The sequence below is a fragment of the Pseudomonas sp. Xaverov 83 genome, assembly GCF_019352905.1.
Taxonomy (GTDB): Bacteria; Pseudomonadota; Gammaproteobacteria; order Pseudomonadales; family Pseudomonadaceae; genus Aquipseudomonas; species Aquipseudomonas yamanorum.
In genome coordinates this window covers 639,166-660,717 of the sequence record NZ_JAAAFU010000075.1, presented here as the reverse complement: position 1 = coordinate 660,717, position 21,552 = coordinate 639,166, and the positions used below count along the sequence as shown (strand labels likewise).

Here is a 21,552-nt window from a genome sequence, read left to right as displayed (position 1 = left end):
GGGCTTGCCCGCGATGGGGCCCTCCAAAACACTACATCCCGTGCTGTTTCATCAACCGGGCGTAGCTGCCATCCACTTTCATCCTGGCAATCTCCCGATCAAACCCGGCAACAATCTGCTCATGCTGCGGATTTTTCAGGCTGACCAGAATGTGCAGGCTGTTCTCGCTCAGCGGTACCGGCAAAAACTCCACCGCATTGCGCACCGTGGCGGACTCCCGCGCCAGGTAGTAGCGGGCGACGAACTCATCTTCCACCGTCAGCCGCACCCGCCGTGCCGCCAACATGCGCACGGCCATGGCGAAGTTATGCACCGGGACTTTCTGCAATTGCACATCGGCGTCGAACGCCGCCGAATAAGCGTACCCACGCACCACTGCGACGGGATAATCGTGCAATTGCTCAAGGTTCTGGAACTCGATGGGGTCATCCCGACGCTTTAGAAACAGCACCCGATTGAGCAAGTATTCGCCGGAAAACTGCCCCAACTGAGTTCGCGCGTCGTCGTACCAGGCGTTGATGAGTACGTCGTAACGCCCATCGCCTACCCCCATCAGCGCGCGAGCCCAGGGCACCTGTTCAAAGTCACTGGCGTAGCCGGCGCGGGCCAGGGCGGTGGTGACGATGTCGGTGGCCAACCCGCCATTGATCAGGGTGGCATCGGTAAACGGCGGCCAGGCATCCGCCACCAGACGCAAGCGTTCTGCCGCCGCCGTCTGGGCCAGCAACAACAAACCGATCAAAGCAACGGCACGAGAAAATCGCGGCATGCTCAAGTCCTTGGCGGGCGTTCTATGGCCTGACCTCAGGGTTGAACCCGAGGGTTTAACAGTAGCTCATCAATGAGCCTGTACTGCAGATTACACAAAGACGGCAGCGGCGCATGCACAGAATGATGGCAAATTGATCTCACTCACAAAAACGGCGCAATTTAGACACCCGCCTCCCACGCGCTTACTATCCTGACCAGACAATTAGCCGAGAGAACACCATGACAGTCGAATGGGTCTGCAAACACCACAGTGATCTGGGCAAGGAGCAGCTGTACGCCATTTTGCGCCTGCGCTCGGAGGTCTTCGTGGTCGAGCAGAAATGCGTGTACCAGGACATCGATGGCCAGGACCTGGACGGTGACACCCACCACCTGATGGCCTGGAGCGACGGTCAATTGCAGGCCTACCTGCGCCTGCTGGATCCTGAATCCCAGGGCGGCGACGTGGTGATCGGCCGGGTGATCGTTGCACCGAGTGCACGAGGCACTGGGCTGGGCCACCAGATGATGGATGAGGCGCTCAGGCAGGCGGAGAAACAGTGGCCCGACGTGCCGATCTATCTGTCGGCCCAGGCGCATTTGCAGGGGTATTACGGGCGGTACGGGTTTGTGGTGGCGGGTGAGGAATACCTTGAGGATGACATTCCACATATAGGCATGCGCCGGGCTTAGAACGTCATCGCGGGCAAGCCCGGCTCCCACAGGAGTACTCAGTCAACTGTGGGAGCCGGGCTTGCCCGCGATGGCGTCGGAACAGGCAACCGTTATCTCAGGGGTAACCCAATACCTGCTTGATCTGGGCCAGATTCGCCTCGATCCAGCGCGGCTCGATCGCGCCCCAACTGTGAATCCGATAGCGCCCGGCATGGTTGCGTGCGCCGTCTTCCTGCTCAAACTCACACACAATATCCAGGTCCGCCAACGCCGCAATGGTGTCCTGGGCGGTGCGTCGGGGCATGCCCGTCACGTCTGTCAATGCCGGGACGCTGCTGGCCAACTGGCTGTCGATCAGATACGCCACATACAGGCGCCGGTAGAAGCTGCTTTTGGTCTTGCTCACATCCATGCTCGATCGCCTTTGAAGGTTAGGGCTTGCCCTGCAGGTCCCGCCAGGTCAGGTAAACCCGCAGGTCGAATTCCACCTGATGGTAGCCCGGCAGCATGTATTCACAGAGTTTGTAGAACGCCTTGTTGTGGTCCGATTCCTTGAAGTGCGCCAGTTCGTGTACCACGATCATGCGCAGAAACTCCGGCGCGGCTTCCTTGAACAGCGAGGCGATGCGGATTTCTTTCTTCGACTTGAGGTTGCCACCCTGCACCCGGGAGATGGTGGTGTGCAGGCCAAGGGCGCGGTGGGTCAGGTCCAGGCGGTTATCGAACAGCACTTTGTCGATGGCCGGGGCATTGCGCAGGTGTTCCTGCTTCAGGGCCTGGGCGTAGCTGTACAGGGCTTTGTCGCTCTGCACGCCATGACGCTCGGGGTAACGCTGGGTCAGGTAGTCGCCGAGTTGGTCCTTGGCAATCAACTGGCGCACTTGCTCCTGCAATGCTGCGGGGTAGGCCTGGAGGTATTTCAGCGCGGTCATGGATTCAACAACGGGTATTTGAATGGACGCCAGTGTAGCGAATTCAGCGCAGTGCTGCGCGCAGGTGCCAGTCGGCAATTTCATCGGCCATCAACGGTGGCGCTATCTGCGGCCCCTGGATGAACTGGCAACCATTGGCCTTTAGCCACTCCGCTTGCTCCTGGGTCTCGACGCCCTCGGCAATCACCAGCAGGTCGAAGTGCCGGCACAGTTCGATGATGCTCCGCGCCATTGCCGCGTCCCGGGAAGAGCCTGGCAGGCGGGCCACCAGCTTCGGGTCGAGCTTGAGGGTGTCGAACTCAAGGTCCCGCAGGTGCGCGAGGGAGCAGTTGCCCGCGCCGAAGTCATCGAGGGCGATCCGCACCCCTGCCCGGCGCAACAGCTTGAGCTGCTTGGTGGACTCGTCCAGGTTGTGCATCAGGCTTTCTTCGCTGATCTCCACCTCAAGCTGCCGGCCCTGCAGCCCATGTCGTTCAAGCACCTGCTGCAGCTGGCTGGCCAGGTTCGGCATGTTGAACTGGCTGCTGCTCAAGCTCACGCTCAGCACCAGCCCGTCGCTGAACACTGCTTTCCATTCTTGCCGCTGGGCGGCCACCTGCTGATAGATCCACGAGCTTAATTGGCTGATCAGCCGCGCTTCTTCCAGCAGCGGCAGAAACAGCCCCGGCGGCACATCGCCGACACTCGGATGCTGCCAGCGCAATAGCGCCTCGACACCCCGCAAGTGACCGTCGTGCAGCGAGACCTGCGGCTGGTACACCAGAGTGAAATCCTTGCTGTCGATGGCGTTGCGCACGCTGTCTTCGAGCATCAACCGCGAGCGAGCTCTGCCGTTCATTTCCTGGTCGTAATAGCGATATTGCTGACGCCCGGCGCGCTTGGCCTCGTACATGGCGACGTCCGCAGCCCGCAGCAGGCCGTTGAGGTCCGAGCCGCAGTCCGGGAAGGTGGCGATGCCGATACTGACGCCCAGCATCACATCCAAACCGTCGACCTGCTGACAGATCGACACCCGCTCGATCAATTTTTCCGCAATCTTGGCCGCTTGCTCCGGGAATTCCAGCTCCAGCAGCGCGGTGAATTCATCCCCGCCCATGCGGCCAAGAATGTCGTAGGAGCGCAGGCACGCCTTCAACTGCTCCGAGACCCAGCGCAGCACCCGGTCACCGGCGTCGTGCCCCAGGGAATCATTGACCCGCTTGAACCCGTCGAGGTCCAGGTACAGCAGCACCAGCGACTGTTCGCTACGCTCATTGCGCAACAGCACATTCTCCACCGCCTGGTGAAACCCGCGCCGATTGAGCAAGCCGGTCAGCGGGTCGGTAACCGCCTGGAACTCCAGCTGCTGATGCAGATGGCGCACCTCGGACATGTCCAGCACCGTGACCACCATGGCTTTCTGCTCGGCCGGCAGCGGCGCGCACGACATCGCCACCGGCAACTGCTGGCCGGGCGCGGTACGCAAGATCGCATCGTGCAGGCGCCAGGTTTCGCCGCGCTTGTAGCCTTCGTACAAGGCCGAGTCAGGCCAGCCAGGCACGTGGGGCTTTTGCAAAAAAGCGAGGAACTCGGCGCCCTGCAACTCGGCGACCGGCGCATTCAGCAGCCGCGAAATCGCCGGGTTGGCGTAGCTGATCACGCCGTCCTCGCCCACCACCAGGATGCCTTCGGCGGCGTTGTCGAGCACCGAGGCATTGAAGGCCCGGGCTGACTCCAGGTCATGACTCAGGCGCTGCAAGGCCCGGCGATTACGCTGGTGCTCCAGCAGGGCCTGGACCTTGGGCTTGAGGATATTGGGGTCGAACGGTTTGAGCAGGTAATCGATCGCGCCGCTGGCATACCCTTCCAGCACCGCCGCCGGGGATTGGGCGTGGGCGCTGAGAAAGATGATCGGGGTCATTTGCGTGCGCTGGCTGCCGCGCATCAGCCGGGCGACTTCAAAACCGTCCATGCCGGGCATCATCACATCCAGCAACACCAGGTCGACGTCATGTTCCAGCAGTAACCCCAGGGCTTCAATCCCGGACGCCGCTGTCACTACATGCCAGTCTTCACGCTGCAATAGTGCACGCATGCTGATCAGGTTCTCGGGATAGTCATCGACCACCAAAAGCACTGAACAACCATCGCGAGGCTTGATTGGAGCGCATTCCATTGCTGCTTCTCTTTCGTCGGCGTCACTCCGGTCATTTTTGCGACAAAACCGGATAAACAATAAGGGCTCACTCTATCCCTGGATCCCATAAAGCAGAAGCCACGACGGTGCCATCATCGCGCCAAAGTCCAGGCAACCGACTAACGGTCAGTGTCTACAGCCCACGGTTTACGGGAAACATGGCTTTTTGACATTTAGCTGACGCCAACAAACCGCCACAAAATCATTAACAATCCATTTCGAGCCACCTATAAAGAAAGTGCCGGCTCCCGAGCCAAGGCCTTCTCTCCCCGTTAAAGGCGTATTCAATGATTGACCTGTCCACCTGGAACCTGAGCATCCCCGTCGGCTCCCCGCCCTCGACCATCGACACCCCGAAACTGCTCAGCGGGTTCAAGGACCAATACTTCCAGGCCGAAGGCAGCAGCGTGCAATTCTGGACGCCGGTCACCGGCACGCGTACCGAAAACGCCGTTTACCCTCGCAGCGAACTGCGGGAAACCTACGCCGACGGCCGCTTGCGCAACTGGCTGTACAGCGACGCCGACAACTACCTGCGTGCCACGTTGGCGGTCAACCAGGTGCCGTCTTCCGGCAAGATCGTAATCGGTCAAATTCACGCCTATGACAGCCAGAAACCGCTGATCAAGGTCGAGTACCAGTACAAGGAAAAAACCCAGACCGGCAACATCGTTGCCAAAGTGCGCATGCGCCCCGACGAGTCAGAAGGACGAGTGATCATCGTCGCCGAGAACGTACCGCTGGACCGTGACTTCACCTACGTTATCCACCTGAACAAGGCTGGATTGTTGAGCGTCGACGCCGCCAATGGCCAATGGAACGAACGAATCGGCGCTGCGTGGGGCAAACAACCGCTGTACTTCAAGGCCGGTGCCTACGTGCAGGACAACAGCGGCAACAGCAAGGAAGGCGCCAGGGTGACGTTTGCCAAGCTGGATATTGATCACGAGTGATCTTCCAAGGTGGGTGCGCTTTACCCTGACCGGTTGATGGGCTCTCAGCCACAAAAAAGCCCGCATCGCTGCGGGCTTTTTCATTAACGCGTAAGGCTTAGTTGACCTTGGCGTTCAACTCACCTTTCAGGTAACGCTGGTACATCGCTTCCAGGGAGATCGGCTTGATCTTCGAAGCGTTGCCCGCAGTACCGAAGGCTTCGTAACGTGCGATACATACGTCACGCATGGCGGTCACGGTAGCGCCGAAGAATTTACGTGGGTCAAATTCGCTCGGGTTGGTGGCCATCAGGCGACGCATCGCACCGGTGGAGGCCAGGCGCAGGTCGGTGTCGATGTTGACCTTGCGCACGCCGTACTTGATGCCTTCGACGATTTCTTCAACCGGCACGCCGTAGGTTTCTTTGATGTCGCCGCCGTACTGGTTGATGATCGCCAGCCACTCTTGCGGTACCGAGGAAGAACCGTGCATCACCAGGTGGGTGTTCGGGATGCGCTTGTGGATTTCCTTGATGCGGTCGATGGCCAACACGTCGCCGGTAGGTGGCTTGGTGAATTTGTAGGCGCCGTGGCTGGTGCCGATGGCGATGGCCAGAGCGTCAACCTGGGTCTTTTTCACGAAGTCAGCGGCTTCTTCCGGATCGGTCAGCATTTGGCTGTGATCCAGTACGCCTTCGGCGCCGATGCCGTCTTCTTCACCGGCCATGCCGGTTTCCAGGGAACCCAGGCAGCCCAGCTCGCCTTCAACCGAAACGCCGCAGGCGTGAGCCATGGCAACGGTTTGTTGGGTGACGCGTACGTTGTATTCGTAGTCGGTCGGGGTCTTGCCGTCTTCACCCAGGGAACCGTCCATCATCACCGAGCTGAAACCCAGTTGGATGGAGCGCTGGCACACGTCAGGGCTGGTGCCGTGGTCCTGGTGCATGCACACCGGGATGTGCGGGAATTCTTCGATCGCGGCGAGGATCAGGTGACGCAGGAACGGAGCGCCGGCGTATTTGCGTGCGCCGGCCGAAGCCTGGACGATCACTGGAGAGTCAGTCTTGTCAGCGGCTTCCATGATGGCGCGCATCTGCTCAAGGTTGTTGACGTTGAAGGCTGGAACGCCATAGCCGAATTCGGCTGCGTGGTCCAACATCTGGCGCATGCTGATAAGTGCCATTGTGAGTCTCTCTCCCGGTCGAGGGTCGTTAATCGTGCAAGCCTGCCGTAGCGGCGGCTGCTATTCAAGTTATTGAAGGTCAGGCTTTCAAAGCCTGGCCTGCTGAATCGTTATTGCTGTCGGAGTTACTGTGCTTTACAGCCGCGCCCGATCAAATCGTCGGTGGCAACCCAGTAAACCAGGCCTTCCTCACCCTTTGTGTGAAACGCCAACTGGCCGTCGCTGTACAGCACGCCCGAAGCCGCCACGTCCTGCTTGAGGCGATACACCTGGTCCGAGCCGCCGAGGCGTACATCCACCTGGGTGCGGGCCTGGTCGGCAAAGCGCCAGTTGACTTGCGCCTGGCTGTCACACGTCCAGGTGGTCCACTTGTCTGCAGGCTCTGCCTTCTTGTCGAACATGTTCAGGTTGGTGCATCCGGCCAATAACGCCAGTGCTGCCAGGGCGAAAACGCCTTTCATTGCCAATCCTCAAGCGGCGACCTGCGGCCACCGCTGCTGTCGGTTAGTGAATCAGACCCGTCAAGGGCAACCCTGTTCCTGACCGTTGGGCGCAGAGTCGTATTTCTCCAACCCGTCCGGCCCGATGCGCTTGTTGATCACCGGCATGGTTTCGGCTTGCCAGTCAGCCTGGTAGCAACTCTTCTGCCGCGCCGCCCCGGCCTTTTCAGACTCGGGGGGCGCTTTCGGCGTGCTGCCGCAGCCGGCCAACAGGCCCGCTGCAATCACCAGTGCTAACGACCTGATCATCGGAATGCTCCTTTTCCTCAGCAAGTGCTTCAGCCCTTCGCTCGGCTTTCCAGCACTTCGACAGCCGGCAGTACCTTGCCTTCGACGAATTCGAGGAACGCACCACCACCGGTAGAAATGTAGGATATCTGGTCAGCAACGCCATATTTATCGATGGCTGCCAGGGTGTCGCCACCGCCGGCGATGGAGAAGGCCGAGCTTTCAGCGATGGCGTGGGCCAGCACTTTGGTGCCGTTGCCGAACTGGTCGAACTCGAACACGCCGACCGGACCGTTCCACAGGATGGTCTTGGACGACTTCAGCAGTTCAGCGAAGTTGGCTGAAGTTTGCGGGCCGATGTCCAGGATCATGTCGTCGGCGGCCACATCAGCGATCAGCTTGACGGTGGCTTCGGCGCTTTCAGCGAATTCCTTGGCCACGACTACGTCCACCGGCAGCGGTACGCTGACCTTGGCCGCGATGGCGCGGGCGGTGTCCAGCAGGTCCGGCTCGTACAGCGATTTGCCCACCGGGTGACCGGCAGCGGCAAGGAAGGTGTTGGCAATGCCGCCGCCGACGATCAGCTGGTTGCAGATCTGGCTCAGGCTGTTCAGTACGTCGAGCTTGGTGGAGACCTTGGAGCCGGCGACGATGGCGGCCATCGGTTGGGCCGGAGCACCCAGCGCCTTGCCCAGTGCGTCCAGCTCTGCCGCCAGCAACGGGCCAGCGGCAGCAACTTTGGCAAACTTGGCCACGCCATGGGTCGAACCCTCGGCACGGTGCGCGGTACCAAAGGCATCCATCACGAACACGTCGCACAGGGCGGCGTATTGCTGGGCCAGTTCGTCGCTGTTCTTTTTCTCGCCCTTGTTGAAGCGCACGTTTTCGAACAGCACGATGTCGCCAGCCTTCACGTCTACACCGTTCAGGTAGTCGGCGACCAGCGGCACGTCGCGGCCCAGGGCCTTGCTCAGGTAATCGGCTACAGGCTTGAGGCTGTTTTCTGCCGAGAACTCACCTTCGGTCGGACGACCCAGGTGGGAGCAGACCATCACGGCCGCGCCTTTTTCCAGGGCCAGCTTGATGGTCGGCAGCGAAGCCAGGATTCGCGCATCGCTGGTGACAACACCGTCCTTGACTGGGACGTTGAGGTCTTCGCGGATCAGTACGCGCTTACCTTGCAGATCGAGGTCGGTCATCTTCAACACGGTCATGGGTGGCAATTCCTGAGAGCTAAAGTTGTGGAGAGGCTGTTTGCAGATAATGTTCTGCAACGTCCAGCATTCGGTTGGCAAAACCCCATTCGTTATCGAACCACGCCAGGATGTTCACCAGCCGTGGGCCGGAAACGCGGGTCTGGCTGGCATCGACGATGGCCGAATGCGGGTCATGGTTGAAATCACAGCTGGCGTGAGGCAACTCGGTGTAGGCCAACAGGCCTTTGAGCGGGCCGCTGGTGGCGGCGTCGCGCAGGATCCGGTTGACCTCGCCGGCGTCGGTGTCGCTGACGGTTTGCATGGTGATGTCCAGGCAGGACACGTTCACCGTCGGTACCCGTACGGCTTTGGCCTGGATTCGCCCGGCAAGTTCCGGCAACAGTCGCTCGATACCACGCGCCAGCCCGGTGGACACCGGAATCACTGACTGAAACGCCGAACGCGTGCGGCGCAGGTCTTCATGGTGGTAGGCATCGATCACCGGCTGATCGTTCATCGCCGAGTGAATGGTGGTGATCGACACGTATTCCAGGCCGATCGCCTGGTCCAGCAGGCGCAACAGTGGCACGCCGCAGTTGGTGGTGCAGGAGGCGTTGGACACCAGCAATTCAGCGCCGGTCAGGCAATCCTGGTTCACGCCATACACGATGGTGGCGTCGACATCCGCCTCGCTGGCCATCGGCTGGGAGAACAGGACCCGCGGTGCGCCGGCGTCGAGAAACCGCTGGCCATCGGCACGGGTGTGGTAGGCACCGGAGCATTCCAGCACCAGGTCGACGTCCAGCGCCGCCCAGTCGATGCCCTCGGGAGTGGCACTGCGCAGGACCTTCACGCAATTGCCATTAATATGCAGACAGTCGTCTTCAACCCGCACTTCGCCGGGAAACCGGCCGTGGGTGGAGTCAAAGCGCGTCAGGTATTCGATGCTGGCCATGTCAGCCAGATCGTTGATCGCAACAATTTCAAACCCGGCCGCCGCCCCTCGCTCAAACAGAGCACGCAAGACGCAACGACCAATCCGGCCGTAGCCGTTGAGTGCAACTTTGTAGGGACGCGGTTGAGGCATGGGGTTCTCGATTAATGTTCGTTCAGTGTTGAATGTTCCATCGCCATCGCGGGCAAGCCCGCTCCCACATTAGACCGAGATCAAATGTGGGAGCGGGCTTGCCCGCGATAGCAACAGCACAGACAACGCAGACTTACTTAGTCTTCCAGCAGCTCTTCAGCCTGACCCAGGATGTTTTCCAGGGTGAAGCCGAACTCTTCAAACAACGCTGGCGCCGGCGCCGACTCACCGTAGGTGGTCATGCCGATCACGCGGCCTTCCAGGCCCACGTACTTGTACCAGTAGTCGGCGTGAGCCGCTTCGATGGCGATACGTGCGCTGACCTGCAACGGCAACACCGATTGCTTGTAGTCGGCATCCTGGGCTTCGAAGACGCTGGTGCACGGCATGGAAACCACACGCACATTGCGACCGGCAGCGGTCAGCTTGTCGTACGCCTGAACCGCCAGGCCCACTTCGGAACCGGTGGAGATCAGGATCAGCTCCGGCTCGCCGATGCAGTCTTTCAGCACATAGCCACCACGGCTGATGCCTTCGATCTGCGCCGCGTCGCGGGTTTGATGCTGCAGGTTCTGACGGGAGAAGATCAGCGCCGAAGGGCCGTCTTTACGCTCGATCGCGTGCTTCCAGGCCACAGCCGATTCGACCGCGTCCGATGGGCGCCAGGTGTCCAGGTTCGGCGTGGTGCGCAGGCTGGTCAGTTGCTCGACCGGCTGGTGCGTCGGGCCGTCTTCGCCCAGGCCGATGGAGTCGTGGGTGTAGACGAAGATCACACGCTTCTTCATCAGCGACGCCATGCGTACGGCGTTGCGCGCGTATTCCATGAACATCAGGAAAGTCGCGCCGTAAGGCACCAGGCCGCCGTGCAGGGCGACGCCGTTCATGATGGCGCTCATGCCGAACTCACGCACGCCGTAGTACATGTAGTTGCCGCTGGCGTCTTCTGCCGAGACACCTTTGCAACCTTTCCACAAGGTCAGGTTGGAACCGGCCAGGTCAGCCGAACCGCCGAGGAACTCAGGCAGCAACGGGCCGAATGCGTTCAGGGTGTTCTGGCTGGCTTTACGGCTGGCGATGGTTTCGCCCTTGGCAGCCACTTCGGCGATGTAGGCCGAGGCTTTTTCCGAGAAGTCGGCAGGCAGGTCGCCGGCCAGGCGGCGAACCAGTTCGTTGGCCAACTCAGGGAATTCGGCGGAGTAGGCCGCGAAACGCTGGTCCCACTCGGCTTCGACAGCCAGGCCGGCTTCCTTGGCGTCCCACTCGGCGTAGATGTCAGCCGGGACTTCGAACGGGCCGTGGTTCCACTTCAGCGCAGCGCGGGTCAGGGCGATTTCCGCGTCACCCAGTGGGGCGCCGTGGCAGTCTTCTTTACCTTGCTTGTTCGGCGAACCGAAGCCGATGGTGGTCTTGCAGCAGATCAGGGTCGGCTGCTCGCTCTTGCGGGCGGTGTCGATGGCGGTCTTGATCTCTTCAGGATCGTGGCCGTCGACGTTGCGGATCACCTGCCAGTTGTAGGCTTCGAAACGCTTTGGCGTGTCGTCGGTGAACCAGCCTTCGACTTCGCCGTCGATGGAGATGCCGTTGTCGTCGTAGAAGGCAATCAGCTTGCCCAGGCCCAGGGTACCGGCCAGGGAAGCGACTTCGTGGGAAATGCCTTCCATCATGCAGCCATCACCCAGGAACACGTAGGTGTGGTGGTCGACAATATTGTGGTTCGGGCGGTTGAACTGCGCACCCAACACTTTTTCAGCCAGGGCAAAACCCACGGCGTTGGCCAGGCCCTGGCCCAGTGGACCGGTGGTGGTCTCGACACCCGGGGTGTAGCCGTATTCCGGGTGGCCCGGGGTGCGGCTGTGGATCTGGCGGAAGTTTTTCAGGTCGTCGATGGTGACGTCGTAGCCGGTCAGGTGCAGCAACGAGTAGATCAGCATCGAGCCGTGGCCATTGGACAGGATGAACCGGTCACGGTCGGCGAACGACGGGTTGCTTGGATTGTGTTTCAGGTAGTCACGCCAAAGTACCTCGGCGATATCCGCCATGCCCATCGGGGCACCGGGATGGCCGCTGTTGGCTTTTTGCACGGCATCCATGCTGAGGGCACGAATGGCGTTGGCACGCTCACGACGGCTGGGCATCGCTGATCTCCTGGAGTTGAATAAAAGAAACGGAAAAAAGGATCGGCATTTTCCCTCAGCCACGGCCCTCGGGGCAATGACAGATAGTCACTTGAGGGTGTTTTTCCTGCGGATTGGCTGGAGAAACGGTTTACCGCTTCGTCTATGGGTTATAGCGGCTGCTTATAACCACCGATTATCGACCAATATCAAAACTTTTTGATATTGCCCTTGCGGGGTTTTCCCACCCTCACTAGACTGCTGGCCTTATGAACCTGAGCGCATCTTCCATTCGCCCCGACGACAGCGACGAGCTGGCAGCCCTGTGCAAGGCCGGCGGTGATCCGTTGCGCCTGAATGTACTGCGCGCGCTGACCAACGATTCGTTCGGAGTGTTGGAGCTGGCGCAGATCTTCGCCATCGGCCAGTCCGGCATGAGCCATCACTTGAAGGTACTGGCCCAGGCCGACCTGGTGGCAACCCGCCGTGAAGGCAATGCGATTTTTTACCGTCGCGCCCTGCCCCATACCGAACAGTTGGGCGGCAAGCTGCACGCTGCGCTGCTGGAAGAAATAGACAGCCTGGCCCTGCCGGCCGAGGTCCAGTCGCGCATCAGCCAGGTGCACGGACAACGCGCTGCAGCCAGCCAGGACTTTTTCTCACGGGTAGCCGAGAAGTTTCGCGCCCAGCAGGATCTGATCGCCGGCCTGGCGCAATACCGCGAAAGCGTGCTGGCACTTTTGGACAAGCTGAGCTTCAGTAATGAAGCCACGGCGGTTGAAGTGGGTCCCGGTGACGGCGGTTTTCTGCCGGAGCTGGCGCGGCGCTTTCATCAGGTCACGGCGCTGGACAACAGCCCGGCGATGCTGGAGCTGGCCCGCCAACTGTGTGAACGCGAGGCACTGGGCAACGTCCACCTGCAGTTGGCGGACGCCCTGAATGACACCAGCCTGCGGGCCGATTGCGTGGTGCTGAACATGGTCCTGCACCATTTCGCAGCCCCGGCAGAAGCCCTCAAGCAGATGGCGAATTTGCTGCAACCAGGCGGCAGCCTGTTGGTCACGGATTTATGCAGCCACAACCAGAGCTGGGCCAGGGAGGCCTGCGGTGATCTCTGGCTGGGTTTTGAACAGGACGATCTGGCCCGTTGGGCCACCGCTGCGGGACTCGTTCCCGGGGAAAGCCTCTATGTAGGTTTACGTAATGGTTTCCAGATTCAGGTCCGCCATTTTCAGCGGCCGGCTGGCGACACTCACCATCGGTAAATATCAGGAAAACATCGAGATGAGCGAATACTCCCTTTTCACCTCCGAGTCCGTGTCTGAAGGGCATCCGGACAAAATCGCCGACCAGATCTCTGACGCGGTGCTGGACGCCATCATTGCTGAAGACAAGTTCGCCCGAGTGGCGTGCGAGACTCTGGTGAAAACGGGCGTGGCGATCATCGCCGGCGAAGTCACCACCTCTGCCTGGGTAGACCTGGAGCAGATCGTTCGTGACGTGATCATCGACATTGGCTACAACAGCTCCGACGTCGGCTTCGACGGCGCGACCTGCGGCGTGATGAACATCATCGGCAAGCAGTCCCCGGACATCAACCAGGGTGTCGACCGTGCCAAGCCTGAAGATCAGGGCGCCGGCGACCAGGGCCTGATGTTCGGCTACGCCAGCAACGAAACCGACGTGCTGATGCCAGCACCGATCACCTTCTCCCACCAGTTGGTGAAGCGCCAGGCCGAAGCCCGTAAATCGGGTGCGTTGCCATGGCTGCGCCCGGACGCCAAGTCCCAGGTGACCTGCCGTTATGAAGGCGGCAAAGTCGTCGCCATCGACGCCGTCGTACTGTCGACCCAGCACAACCCGGACGTGTCCTACAGCGACCTGCGCGAAGGCGTCATGGAGCTGATCGTCAAGCACGTACTGCCTGCCGAACTGCTGACCAAGGACACCCAGTTCCACATCAACCCCACCGGCCAGTTCATCATCGGTGGCCCGGTGGGCGACTGCGGCCTGACCGGTCGCAAGATCATCGTCGACAGCTACGGCGGCATGGCCCGTCACGGCGGCGGCGCGTTCTCCGGCAAGGATCCATCCAAGGTTGACCGTTCCGCCGCCTACGCCGGTCGTTATGTAGCCAAGAACATCGTGGCTGCCGGCCTGGCCGAGCGTTGCGAGATCCAGGTGTCCTACGCCATCGGTGTGGCTCAGCCTACGTCGATCTCGCTGAACACCTTCGGTACCGGCAAGATCAGCGACGACAAGATCGTCAAGCTGGTGCGTGAAATCTTCGACCTGCGCCCTTACGCAATCACCACGATGCTCGACCTGCTGCACCCGATGTACCAGGACACTGCGGCCTACGGCCACTTCGGTCGCACCCCAGAGCAGAAGACTGTTGGCAACGACACCTTCACCACGTTCACCTGGGAAAAGACCGACCGCGCCAACGACCTGCGGACCGCCGCCGGCCTGTAATCGCCTTACGGTGTACACAAAGCCCTGCCGGGTTATCCCGGCGGGGCTTTTTATTGCCGGAGGATTTGCGGGCAATGCTCACTTTTTTGGATCCAATGCTTGCAGGCTAAATGATGGCCCACTAGAATCCGCGCCCTCCCGGGCCTTCACCTCTTATTGGATATTGCACTGCGCCTGCCCGGGGTCGATAAGCGCGCAGGCAATCGTACATTGAGGTTTTCCATGCGCATTTCCACATTCGCCCCTGCCGCTCTTCTGCTCAGCCTGTTTGCCCTGCCGGCGCACGCCGACTTGAGCGCACTCAGCGGCCTGACTTCCCAGTTGGGCGTGTCTTCCGGCGATTGCGAAAAACAGGGCAAAGACCTGCAAGCCAAGGTCGACGCAGCCAAAGCCAATGGCGAAGAATTGAAAGTGAAGGCCATGCAGGCCGCCTTGGATCAAGTAAACAAAGGTTGCAAAAAAGTCGGCGAGTCCCAGGCCAAGCTCGATGCCAGCCAACAAAAGCAGCAGGCCAAGGCGGACAGCAACGACACCGTGAAAGCCCTGGGTGGTCTGTTCAAGTAAACCGAAACATCGGGTAAAAAGCCTCGCGGTTGCGGGGCTTTTTTATGCCCGCAGGGATGACTTAGGCTGGGTGCCCTTTCAGAGCAAGGATGCTCATGATGACGTTGCCTATGCGCTTACTGTTCTTCTTTTTACTCAGCGTCTCGTCGCTTATTGCGTGGGCGCAGGAATGTCCCGACTGGGAGGCCGATCACGCCCAGGCTCAGATCGCCACCCTGGCGCAGCAAGTCCACCTCTGGGATGACAGCTATCACCGACTCGGCCAGTCATTGATCAGTGATGAACTCTATGACCAGGCCCGCCAGCGCCTTGCCCAATGGCGCAGTTGTTTCGCCCCCTCCGCGCCGGCCAAGGACAATCCGCTGGCCAGCGCGCGAGGCACCATCGCTCACCCGACGCCACACACCGGCCTGGAAAAACTGCTGGACGACAATGCCGTTCAAACCTGGCTGAGCTCTCGCCAGGACGTGTGGATTCAGCCCAAGGTCGATGGCGTCGCCGTCACCCTGGTTTACCGCAAAGGCCGACTGAGCCGGGTCATCAGTCGTGGCGATGGCCGGCTGGGGCAGGATTGGTCAGCCTCCGCCCGCAGGATTCCCGGGATCGTCCAGCAACTGCCCGAACCCGTAGACCTGTTGTTGCAAGGCGAACTCTATTGGCGACTGAATGACCACGTTCAGGCCGCCAAAGGTGGCCTCGGCGCCCGCAGCAAAGTGGCTGGGCTGATGAACCGCCGTCAGTTGAGCGAAGCCGAAGCCGCCGGAATCGGCCTGTTTGTATGGGCCTGGCCCCACGGTCCCGAGGATTTTCCCAAACGACTGAGCCAGCTTGCGCAATGGGGCTTCACCGACAGTAGGCGCTACAGCCACCCGATCAAGGACTTTACCGAAGCGGCGCACTGGCGCAGCTACTGGCAAAGCCACCCACTGCCCTTTGCCAGCGACGGCGTGGTGTTGCATCAAAGCCAGCGGGCGCCGGCCGAGCGCTGGCGGGTCAGTTCGCCCTATTGGGCGGTTGCCTGGAAATACCCGGTCGTCAAGGCGCTGGCCCATGTGCGCAAGGTACATTTCAAGATTGGTCGCACCGGGCGCATTACCTCCATCCTGGAGTTGGAGCCGGTACTGCTGGATGACCGGAAAATCAGCAGGGTCAGTGTTGGCTCCCTGAAACGCTGGCGGGAACTGGATATTCGCCCGGGCGACCAGGTGTCCATCAGCCTTGCCGGCCAGGTCATTCCGCGTCTTGACCACGTCGTGCTGCGCAGCCAGCCACGGGTCGAGCTGCAGATCCCCCAGGCCAACAACTTTCATCCGCTGAGTTGCTGGAAACTGGCCCCAGGCTGTGAGGAACAATTGCTCGCGCGCCTGACCTGGTTGAGCGGCGCCCAGGGGCTGGCCCTGCCACATATCGGCCGTGAAACCTGGAACACTTTGATTCAGGCCGGTCTAATCGGCGGGCTGCTCGATTGGTTAACCCTGGATGAGGCAGAGCTTGCTAACATTGATGGCTTAGGTGAACGCAGCAGCGCACGTTTACTCGACAGCTTGCGCAGCGCCCGGCAGCGACCGTTCGCGCAATGGCTGATGGCCCTGGGAGTACCGCCCACGGCCCGCAACAATCTACAAGGCGGCTGGCAAACCCTGGCCGCCAAAGACACTCAAGCCTGGCTGGCCGAAGACGGCATAGGCCCGGGCCGCGCGGCGCAACTGAGCGCTTTTTTTCGCGACCCGCAGGTGCTGGCCTTGGGTGAAACATTACGGGCTGCCGGGATAGATGGTTTTTGACCTCTGCCCCACAGCATTAACCGGTGCCGGCAGAATTCATCCTGCCCACCTGATTGCGACCTTGTTTGCCTTGGAGTCTTTATGAAGTTTCTCGCACCTTTTGCCCTGTTGACCGTCGCAACCTTTATGGCCACACCACTACTGGCGGCCGACGAAGTCCCGCAACTCACCGGCTGCGCCGCCAAGCGCCAGGCCATCAGCACCCAGATCGAACAAGCCAAGGCCCACGGCAACAGCGAGCAGCAAGCCGGCCTGGAAAAAGCCTTGAGTGAAGTCACTGCCAATTGCACCGACGCCTCCTTGAAAAAGGAGCGCGAAAACAAGGTGCTCGACGCCAAGCACGAGGTCAGCCGCCGTCAGGCCGACCTCGACAAGGCGATGAAAAAAGGTGATTCCGACAAGATCAACAAGCGCAAGGACAAGCTGGCCCAGTCACGCAAGGACCTGCAGGAAGCCCTGGACGAACTGGACAAGTAAGACGCCTCAGTGATCGCGGAACTGTTTATGGCACGCAGTGCAGGCATCTTCGACTTTCTGCACGGCCGGTCCCAGGTTGCTGGCCTTGTAGGGCTGGACCTGGCTGGCGATCACCAATTCACCGGTGGCCGCTTCAAGGTTGCGGGCCATCTCCTGGAAGCGTGCCTGTTGCTGCCACACGTCGTCCTTGGCGCTGGTGTGGTCTTCCTCACGCACGCTCGGGAAATGTTTCCACGGTTCATGGGACAACGCATCAAGCTTGACCGCGCCTTCGGCAAATTTGGCGCCGTCGAACGGAAGGCGTCCACGCAGCATGCCGCCCAGGTCTTCGCCGGTCTTGAGCATCTGCTTGAAAATGGCCTTGCGCTGGCCAAGGGGCGAATTCGGATCAACTCCGCCGCAGGCGGACAGCGTCAGGCAGGCCAGCAATACAACGGTCAGTCTTTTAAAAGTCATGATGGCTCAAGGTCACGGGAAACGGCGGCCAGTATCCTCGCCCCGCCCGTAAAGACCAATACCCCTATTAATAATAAGGGTTGTTCGAGCGCCTACCCGCGCGGGCAATCGCTTCAGGAATTTTGTGTATGAATACCCGCTTTAAACCCTGGTGCCGCCGCTTGGCGTGGGCCCTGCCAATGATCGCGTTGCTGGCCGGTTGCGACACCGGCAAGGACGAGAAAGCCAAACCCCACGCCATCGCCACCTACGTCGGCGCGACCTGGGAAAACCTGCCGGCCGTGTCGGACACTGACCTGCAAGCCGGCTTTGAATCCTGGCGCAGTGCCTGTCAACGACTCAAGGCTGACCCGGTGTGGGGCACGACGTGCGCGGCATCGGCCACTGTGCCGTCGACGGCAGTAGCGATTCGCGACTTCCTCAAGGCCAACCTTGATGTCTACGGCCTGCGTTCGGCCGACAACAGCCCCAACGGCCTGATCACCGGCTACTACGAACCGGTTTACCCCGGCAGCCTGACCGAAACCGCCACCGCCCATGTGCCGGTGTTCGGCGTGCCGGATGACCTGATCATCGTCAACCTGGAAAGCATCTACCCGGAGCTCAAGGGCAAACGCCTGCGCGGCCGCCTGGAAGGTCGGGTACTCAAACCCTATGACGACGCCAGCGCCATCAACCAGCAAGGCTCAACCGCCAAGCCCATCGCCTGGCTGACCAATCCGATGGACCTGCAATTCCTGCAGATTCAGGGTTCGGGCCGCATCCAACTGGCCGATGGCCGCCAATTGCGCGTCGGTTACGGCGACCAGAACGGCTACCCGTACCGCCCCATCGGCCGCTGGCTGGTGGAGCAAGGCGAACTGAAAAAAGAAGACGTGACCATGGGCGCCATCGCGGCCTGGGCCAAGGCGCATCCGCAGCGTATTCCTGAATTGCTGGCAAGCAACCCCAGCTACGTGTTCTTCAGCGCCCGCCCCGACAGCAACGAAGGCCCCCGCGGTTCGCTGAACGTGCCGCTGACTGCGGGTTATAGCGTCGCGGTGGATCGCAAGGTGATTCCCCTGGGCAGCCTGTTATGGCTATCGACTACGCGACCGGACGGCGCACCGATTGCCCGCCCGGTGGCCGCGCAGGATACCGGTGGTGCAATTACCGGCGAAGTGCGGGCCGACCTGTTCTGGGGAACCGGTGAGGCTGCTGGTGAGTTGGCGGGCAACATGAAGCAGCAGGGCCAGATCTGGATGCTGTGGCCCAAAGGCGCAGCGCTGCCGAAAGTGCCCGATGCGCCGACAGGCACCTGAAGAACACCACGGTCTATGTGGGAGCGGGCTTGTGTGGGAGCGGACTTGCTCGCTCCCACATTTGAACAGTGTCAGGCTTCAGATCGAGACAAAGAAGAAACTCGCAATCAACGCCATCCCCACCGCCCATACCACCGACCGCAGAATCGCCCAGTCCGCCAGGTAGCAGATGATGTAAAGCAGCCGGCTGGTAATAAACAGCACCGCCAATACGTTGATCGTCACCAGCGACGCAGCGCCGGCCAAATGGGCAATGATCACCGCCGCCGCGAAGGCCGGGGTCACTTCAAAGCTGTTGAGTTGCGCACTGTGGGCACGCTTGGCGAACCCCTCGAGGGTTTCCAGGAAAGCTCGGGGGTCATGGTTCTGCCGGGGCCCGAACTTGCCACCGCTGAACTTGGCCACGCCCGTGCACAGATACGGCAGAAAAATAGCGATCAACACACACCAGAAAGCGACTGTCATAACCCATTCCTTTTTTAGTTTTGTCCGACGGTTAGAGTTTCATCACGAACATGCCGATCAGCACCAACCCACAGGCTATGAGCCGTGGGCGGCCGAAAGGTTCTTTCAGGTAACGCATGCCGAACAGCACCACCAGAATCACGCTGACTTCCCGCAACGCAGCAGCCTCGGCAATCGAGCCCAACTGCATGGCCCAAAGCACCAGAGCGTAGCTCAACAACACGCATAACCCGACGCTCAGCCCCAGTCGCCACTGCGTGCGCCAGAACAGCCCGAACGCCGCCCGTTTGCGCACCATCGCCAGCAACGGAAACGGCCACGCACTGATCAGCGTCAGCCACACCAGGTAGTCCAGCGGGTGTGACCAGCGCCGCAGCGCCTGCCCATCCAGAAAGGTGTAGCAGCCAATACACAGGCCGATCAACGCCACCACCGGCAGCATCGACCAAGGCAACCGGTCGCCACCGCCGCCCTGCCACAATAGGCACAGCATGCCGAACGGAATCAGCAGAATGCCAAGGATCTGCTGGGTACTGAGCACCTCACCGGCAAACACCAACGTCAACGCCAGCACCACCAGAGGCGACAAGCCACGCATCAGCGGGTACACCAACCCCAGGTCACCGACGCGATAGGCCTGGATCAGCAGGTAGCGGTAGAGCAATTCAAACAGTGCCGAGGCGATGATCCACGGCCAGATCTCCAGCGGTGGAAACGATACAAACCCCACCGCCAGTACCACAAACAACAACGCTACCGTGTCCATGCACGCGACGACCAACAGGCGCTCGCCACTGAATTTGATCAAGGTGTTCCACGTCGCATGCAACAACGCCGCTACCAGTACCAGAGCTGTTGCAATCACAGTGACTCCCCAGTCAGAAAAAGCAGATTTGATTCGCCATATTTCAGCACCTGTTTATACTAAAGCCGACCACGCCGCACTCAGTTGCGCAAAGACCTAGACCAATAAATTTCTGCTGCTGCCCAATCCTCACCGACTCGGGCCTCGGCATGCGTATGCCTGATCAGAGCGTCACGATTACCGACAGGAGATCCTCGCATGCCGCTCGCCTTGCTTGCACTGGCCGTTGCCGCCTTTGGCATCGGTACCACCGAGTTTGTCATCATGGGCTTGCTGCCCGATGTCGCCCGCGACCTGTCCGTGAGCATTCCAAACGCCGGCCTGCTGATCACCGGCTACGCCCTGGGCGTGGTGTTCGGCGCACCGATCCTGGCGATCGGCACTGCCAACATGCCGCGCAAGGCCACGCTGCTGGGCATGACCGTGATGTTCATCCTCGGCAATGTGCTGTGCGCCCTGGCGCCGAACTACGCGACGCTGATGGCCGCCCGGGTGGTTACCGCGCTGTGTCATGGGGCGTTCTTCGGCATCGGGTCGGTGGTGGCCGCCGGCCTGGTGGCGCCGAACAAGCGGGCGCAGGCGATTGCGATGATGTTCACCGGCCTGACCCTGGCCAACGTGCTCGGCGTACCGCTGGGCACCGCGCTGGGCCAATACGCCGGCTGGCGCTCGACGTTCTGGGCGGTATCGGTGATCGGCGTGATTGCCGCCGTAGCCCAATGGCTGTGGTTGCCCAAGCACATCGTGATGGACAAGGCCAACCTCGCCAGCGAGTTCAAGGTGCTGACCAAACCCAACGTGCTGCTGGCCCTGGGCATGAGTGCCCTGGCGTCCACCAGTCTGTTCAGCGTCTTCACCTATATCGCACCGATCCTGCAGGACATCACTGGCGTCAGCCCCCACGGCATCACCCTGATGTTGCTGTTGTTCGGCGTCGGCCTTACGGCGGGCAGCATGCTTGGCGGTCGCCTGGCCGACAGCCGCCTGCTGCCTTCGCTGGTAGGCATGGCCCTGGCGGTGGTGCTGATACTCGCGGTGTTCACCCAAACCAGCCACTCGGTGATTCCGGCCGCGATTACCTTGCTGCTGTGGGGCGTGTTCGCCTTTGCCCTGTGCCCGATCCTGCAACTGCTGATCATCGACCAGGCCCACGAAGCGCCCAACCTGGGCTCGACCCTGAACCAAAGCGCCTTCAACCTGGGCAACGCGGCCGGCGCCTGGATCGGCGGGATGGTGGTGGCCAGCGGTGCCGACCTGTCGGACTTACCGTGGACCGGCGCACTGCTCGGCTGCCTGACAGTGCTGACGGCACTTTTCTTCATCTACCTGCAACGTCGCAGTACAACTGCGGTCAACGTACCCAACTGATAAATGTGTTCTGTGTGGGAGCTG

The 21,552-nt window shown here is 60.8% G+C and carries 22 protein-coding genes; 9 read left to right on the top strand and 13 right to left on the bottom strand.

Annotation, left to right across the window (positions count from 1 at the left end; all coding sequences use genetic code 11):
- Positions 1-31: 31 nt before the first annotated feature.
- Positions 32-769, bottom strand: coding sequence for an ABC transporter substrate-binding protein (locus K0H47_RS24365; RefSeq protein ID WP_063026604.1), 738 nt, complete (start codon positions 767-769; stop codon positions 32-34).
- A 221-nt stretch (positions 770-990) separates the two neighbouring features.
- Here K0H47_RS24365 and K0H47_RS24360 point away from each other — a divergent pair, with 221 nt between their 5' ends.
- Entirely contained in the window at positions 991-1,443 is a 453-nt protein-coding gene (locus K0H47_RS24360) for a GNAT family N-acetyltransferase (RefSeq protein WP_063026602.1), read from the top strand.
- Between the two features lie 97 nt (positions 1,444-1,540).
- Here the strand turns inward: K0H47_RS24360 and K0H47_RS24355 are convergent, their stop codons facing one another.
- Genes K0H47_RS24355 through K0H47_RS24345 form a run of 3 tightly spaced genes read right to left on the bottom strand, consistent with a single transcriptional unit; the run spans position 1,541 to position 4,512 of the window.
- Entirely contained in the window at positions 1,541-1,837 is a 297-nt protein-coding gene (locus K0H47_RS24355; RefSeq protein ID WP_201142272.1) for a helix-turn-helix domain-containing protein, read from the bottom strand.
- Between the two features lie 19 nt (positions 1,838-1,856).
- A complete protein-coding gene (locus tag K0H47_RS24350) occupies positions 1,857-2,357 on the bottom strand; it encodes a M48 family metallopeptidase (RefSeq protein WP_010167569.1) in 501 nt (166 codons plus the stop codon).
- A gap of 43 nt (positions 2,358-2,400) precedes the next feature.
- Positions 2,401-4,512 (bottom strand): bifunctional diguanylate cyclase/phosphodiesterase, encoded by a 2,112-nt coding sequence (locus K0H47_RS24345; protein WP_218263020.1) that lies wholly within the window; start codon positions 4,510-4,512, stop codon positions 2,401-2,403.
- A 308-nt stretch (positions 4,513-4,820) separates the two neighbouring features.
- On the opposite strand from K0H47_RS24345, the gene K0H47_RS24340 reads away from it, so the two are divergent.
- A complete protein-coding gene (locus K0H47_RS24340; protein WP_063026596.1) occupies positions 4,821-5,486 on the top strand; it encodes a polysaccharide lyase family 7 protein in 666 nt (221 codons plus the stop codon).
- A 97-nt stretch (positions 5,487-5,583) separates the two neighbouring features.
- Here K0H47_RS24340 and fba read toward each other — a convergent pair whose 3' ends face one another.
- The 6 genes from fba to tkt form a co-directional block, all read right to left on the bottom strand.
- Entirely contained in the window at positions 5,584-6,648 is a 1,065-nt protein-coding gene (fba, locus tag K0H47_RS24335; protein WP_003177554.1) for a class II fructose-bisphosphate aldolase, read from the bottom strand.
- 125 nt (positions 6,649-6,773) lie between these two features.
- Positions 6,774-7,109: an MliC family protein gene (locus tag K0H47_RS24330; RefSeq protein WP_003216869.1), complete on the bottom strand. Its 336-nt coding sequence runs from the start codon at positions 7,107-7,109 to the stop codon at positions 6,774-6,776.
- Between the two features lie 60 nt (positions 7,110-7,169).
- The gene (locus tag K0H47_RS24325; protein ID WP_063026592.1) at positions 7,170-7,397 is read right to left on the bottom strand and encodes a hypothetical protein; all 228 of its coding nucleotides are present in this window, start codon (positions 7,395-7,397) and stop codon (positions 7,170-7,172) included.
- Positions 7,398-7,426: 29 nt separating this feature from the next.
- Positions 7,427-8,590 carry a phosphoglycerate kinase gene (locus K0H47_RS24320; RefSeq protein WP_219273758.1) on the bottom strand — a complete coding sequence of 388 codons (1,164 nt, stop codon included), beginning with the start codon at positions 8,588-8,590 and terminating at the stop codon, positions 7,427-7,429.
- 19 nt (positions 8,591-8,609) lie between these two features.
- A complete protein-coding gene (gene epd / locus K0H47_RS24315) occupies positions 8,610-9,659 on the bottom strand; it encodes an erythrose-4-phosphate dehydrogenase (RefSeq protein WP_063026588.1) in 1,050 nt (349 codons plus the stop codon).
- 137 nt (positions 9,660-9,796) lie between these two features.
- Positions 9,797-11,794 (bottom strand): transketolase, encoded by a 1,998-nt coding sequence (gene tkt / locus K0H47_RS24310; RefSeq protein ID WP_063026586.1) that lies wholly within the window; start codon positions 11,792-11,794, stop codon positions 9,797-9,799.
- A gap of 248 nt (positions 11,795-12,042) precedes the next feature.
- On the opposite strand from tkt, the gene K0H47_RS24305 reads away from it, so the two are divergent.
- From K0H47_RS24305 to K0H47_RS24285, 5 genes are all read left to right on the top strand, one after another.
- A complete protein-coding gene (locus K0H47_RS24305; RefSeq protein WP_017476469.1) occupies positions 12,043-13,038 on the top strand; it encodes a metalloregulator ArsR/SmtB family transcription factor in 996 nt (331 codons plus the stop codon).
- A 19-nt stretch (positions 13,039-13,057) separates the two neighbouring features.
- Complete coding sequence (gene metK / locus K0H47_RS24300; protein ID WP_017476470.1) at positions 13,058-14,248, top strand: methionine adenosyltransferase; 1,191 nt, start codon at positions 13,058-13,060, stop codon at positions 14,246-14,248.
- Between the two features lie 222 nt (positions 14,249-14,470).
- On the top strand, positions 14,471-14,812 hold the full coding sequence (locus K0H47_RS24295; protein WP_219273757.1) for a hypothetical protein: 342 nt from the start codon (positions 14,471-14,473) through the stop codon (positions 14,810-14,812).
- A gap of 110 nt (positions 14,813-14,922) precedes the next feature.
- A complete protein-coding gene (gene ligB, locus K0H47_RS24290) occupies positions 14,923-16,596 on the top strand; it encodes an NAD-dependent DNA ligase LigB (protein WP_177025651.1) in 1,674 nt (557 codons plus the stop codon).
- Between the two features lie 81 nt (positions 16,597-16,677).
- Positions 16,678-17,073, top strand: coding sequence for a DUF1090 domain-containing protein (locus K0H47_RS24285; RefSeq protein ID WP_218263022.1), 396 nt, complete (start codon positions 16,678-16,680; stop codon positions 17,071-17,073).
- A gap of 6 nt (positions 17,074-17,079) precedes the next feature.
- On the opposite strand, the gene K0H47_RS24280 is transcribed toward K0H47_RS24285, so the two are convergent.
- Entirely contained in the window at positions 17,080-17,529 is a 450-nt protein-coding gene (locus K0H47_RS24280) for a cytochrome c (RefSeq protein ID WP_219273756.1), read from the bottom strand.
- Positions 17,530-17,657: 128 nt separating this feature from the next.
- Between K0H47_RS24280 and K0H47_RS24275 the strand changes: the two genes are divergently transcribed.
- Entirely contained in the window at positions 17,658-18,830 is a 1,173-nt protein-coding gene (locus K0H47_RS24275) for a murein transglycosylase A (protein WP_219273755.1), read from the top strand.
- Positions 18,831-18,908: 78 nt separating this feature from the next.
- Here K0H47_RS24275 and K0H47_RS24270 read toward each other — a convergent pair whose 3' ends face one another.
- Positions 18,909-19,295, bottom strand: a complete 387-nt coding sequence (locus tag K0H47_RS24270; RefSeq protein ID WP_017476476.1) for an MAPEG family protein — start codon at positions 19,293-19,295, stop codon at positions 18,909-18,911.
- Between the two features lie 31 nt (positions 19,296-19,326).
- Entirely contained in the window at positions 19,327-20,160 is an 834-nt protein-coding gene (locus tag K0H47_RS24265; RefSeq protein WP_219273754.1) for an EamA family transporter, read from the bottom strand.
- Between the two features lie 198 nt (positions 20,161-20,358).
- On the opposite strand from K0H47_RS24265, the gene K0H47_RS24260 reads away from it, so the two are divergent.
- Positions 20,359-21,528 carry an MFS transporter gene (locus tag K0H47_RS24260; protein WP_201142285.1) on the top strand — a complete coding sequence of 390 codons (1,170 nt, stop codon included), beginning with the start codon at positions 20,359-20,361 and terminating at the stop codon, positions 21,526-21,528.
- Positions 21,529-21,552: the final 24 nt, after the last annotated feature.

Bases quoted from the DNA above. Each gene is read 5' to 3' on its own strand.
- epd (WP_063026588.1), bottom strand. From the start codon at position 9,659: ATGCCTCAACCGCGTCCCTACAAAGTTGCACTCAACGGCTACGGCCGG.
- K0H47_RS24330 (WP_003216869.1), bottom strand. From the start codon at position 7,109: ATGAAAGGCGTTTTCGCCCTGGCAGCACTGGCGTTATTGGCCGGATGC.
- K0H47_RS24295 (WP_219273757.1), top strand. From the start codon at position 14,471: ATGCGCATTTCCACATTCGCCCCTGCCGCTCTTCTGCTCAGCCTGTTT.
- tkt (WP_063026586.1), bottom strand. From the start codon at position 11,794: ATGCCCAGCCGTCGTGAGCGTGCCAACGCCATTCGTGCCCTCAGCATG.
- fba (WP_003177554.1), bottom strand. From the start codon at position 6,648: ATGGCACTTATCAGCATGCGCCAGATGTTGGACCACGCAGCCGAATTC.
- K0H47_RS24325 (WP_063026592.1), bottom strand. From the start codon at position 7,397: ATGATCAGGTCGTTAGCACTGGTGATTGCAGCGGGCCTGTTGGCCGGC.
- K0H47_RS24345 (WP_218263020.1), bottom strand. From the start codon at position 4,512: ATGGAATGCGCTCCAATCAAGCCTCGCGATGGTTGTTCAGTGCTTTTG.
- K0H47_RS24360 (WP_063026602.1), top strand. From the start codon at position 991: ATGACAGTCGAATGGGTCTGCAAACACCACAGTGATCTGGGCAAGGAG.
- K0H47_RS24280 (WP_219273756.1), bottom strand. From the start codon at position 17,529: ATGACTTTTAAAAGACTGACCGTTGTATTGCTGGCCTGCCTGACGCTG.
- K0H47_RS24285 (WP_218263022.1), top strand. From the start codon at position 16,678: ATGAAGTTTCTCGCACCTTTTGCCCTGTTGACCGTCGCAACCTTTATG.
- K0H47_RS24365 (WP_063026604.1), bottom strand. From the start codon at position 769: ATGCCGCGATTTTCTCGTGCCGTTGCTTTGATCGGTTTGTTGTTGCTG.
- K0H47_RS24275 (WP_219273755.1), top strand. From the start codon at position 17,658: ATGAATACCCGCTTTAAACCCTGGTGCCGCCGCTTGGCGTGGGCCCTG.
- metK (WP_017476470.1), top strand. From the start codon at position 13,058: ATGAGCGAATACTCCCTTTTCACCTCCGAGTCCGTGTCTGAAGGGCAT.
- K0H47_RS24270 (WP_017476476.1), bottom strand. From the start codon at position 19,295: ATGACAGTCGCTTTCTGGTGTGTGTTGATCGCTATTTTTCTGCCGTAT.
- ligB (WP_177025651.1), top strand. From the start codon at position 14,923: ATGCGCTTACTGTTCTTCTTTTTACTCAGCGTCTCGTCGCTTATTGCG.
- K0H47_RS24350 (WP_010167569.1), bottom strand. From the start codon at position 2,357: ATGACCGCGCTGAAATACCTCCAGGCCTACCCCGCAGCATTGCAGGAG.
- K0H47_RS24320 (WP_219273758.1), bottom strand. From the start codon at position 8,590: ATGACCGTGTTGAAGATGACCGACCTCGATCTGCAAGGTAAGCGCGTA.
- K0H47_RS24340 (WP_063026596.1), top strand. From the start codon at position 4,821: ATGATTGACCTGTCCACCTGGAACCTGAGCATCCCCGTCGGCTCCCCG.
- K0H47_RS24305 (WP_017476469.1), top strand. From the start codon at position 12,043: ATGAACCTGAGCGCATCTTCCATTCGCCCCGACGACAGCGACGAGCTG.
- K0H47_RS24260 (WP_201142285.1), top strand. From the start codon at position 20,359: ATGCCGCTCGCCTTGCTTGCACTGGCCGTTGCCGCCTTTGGCATCGGT.
- K0H47_RS24355 (WP_201142272.1), bottom strand. From the start codon at position 1,837: ATGGATGTGAGCAAGACCAAAAGCAGCTTCTACCGGCGCCTGTATGTG.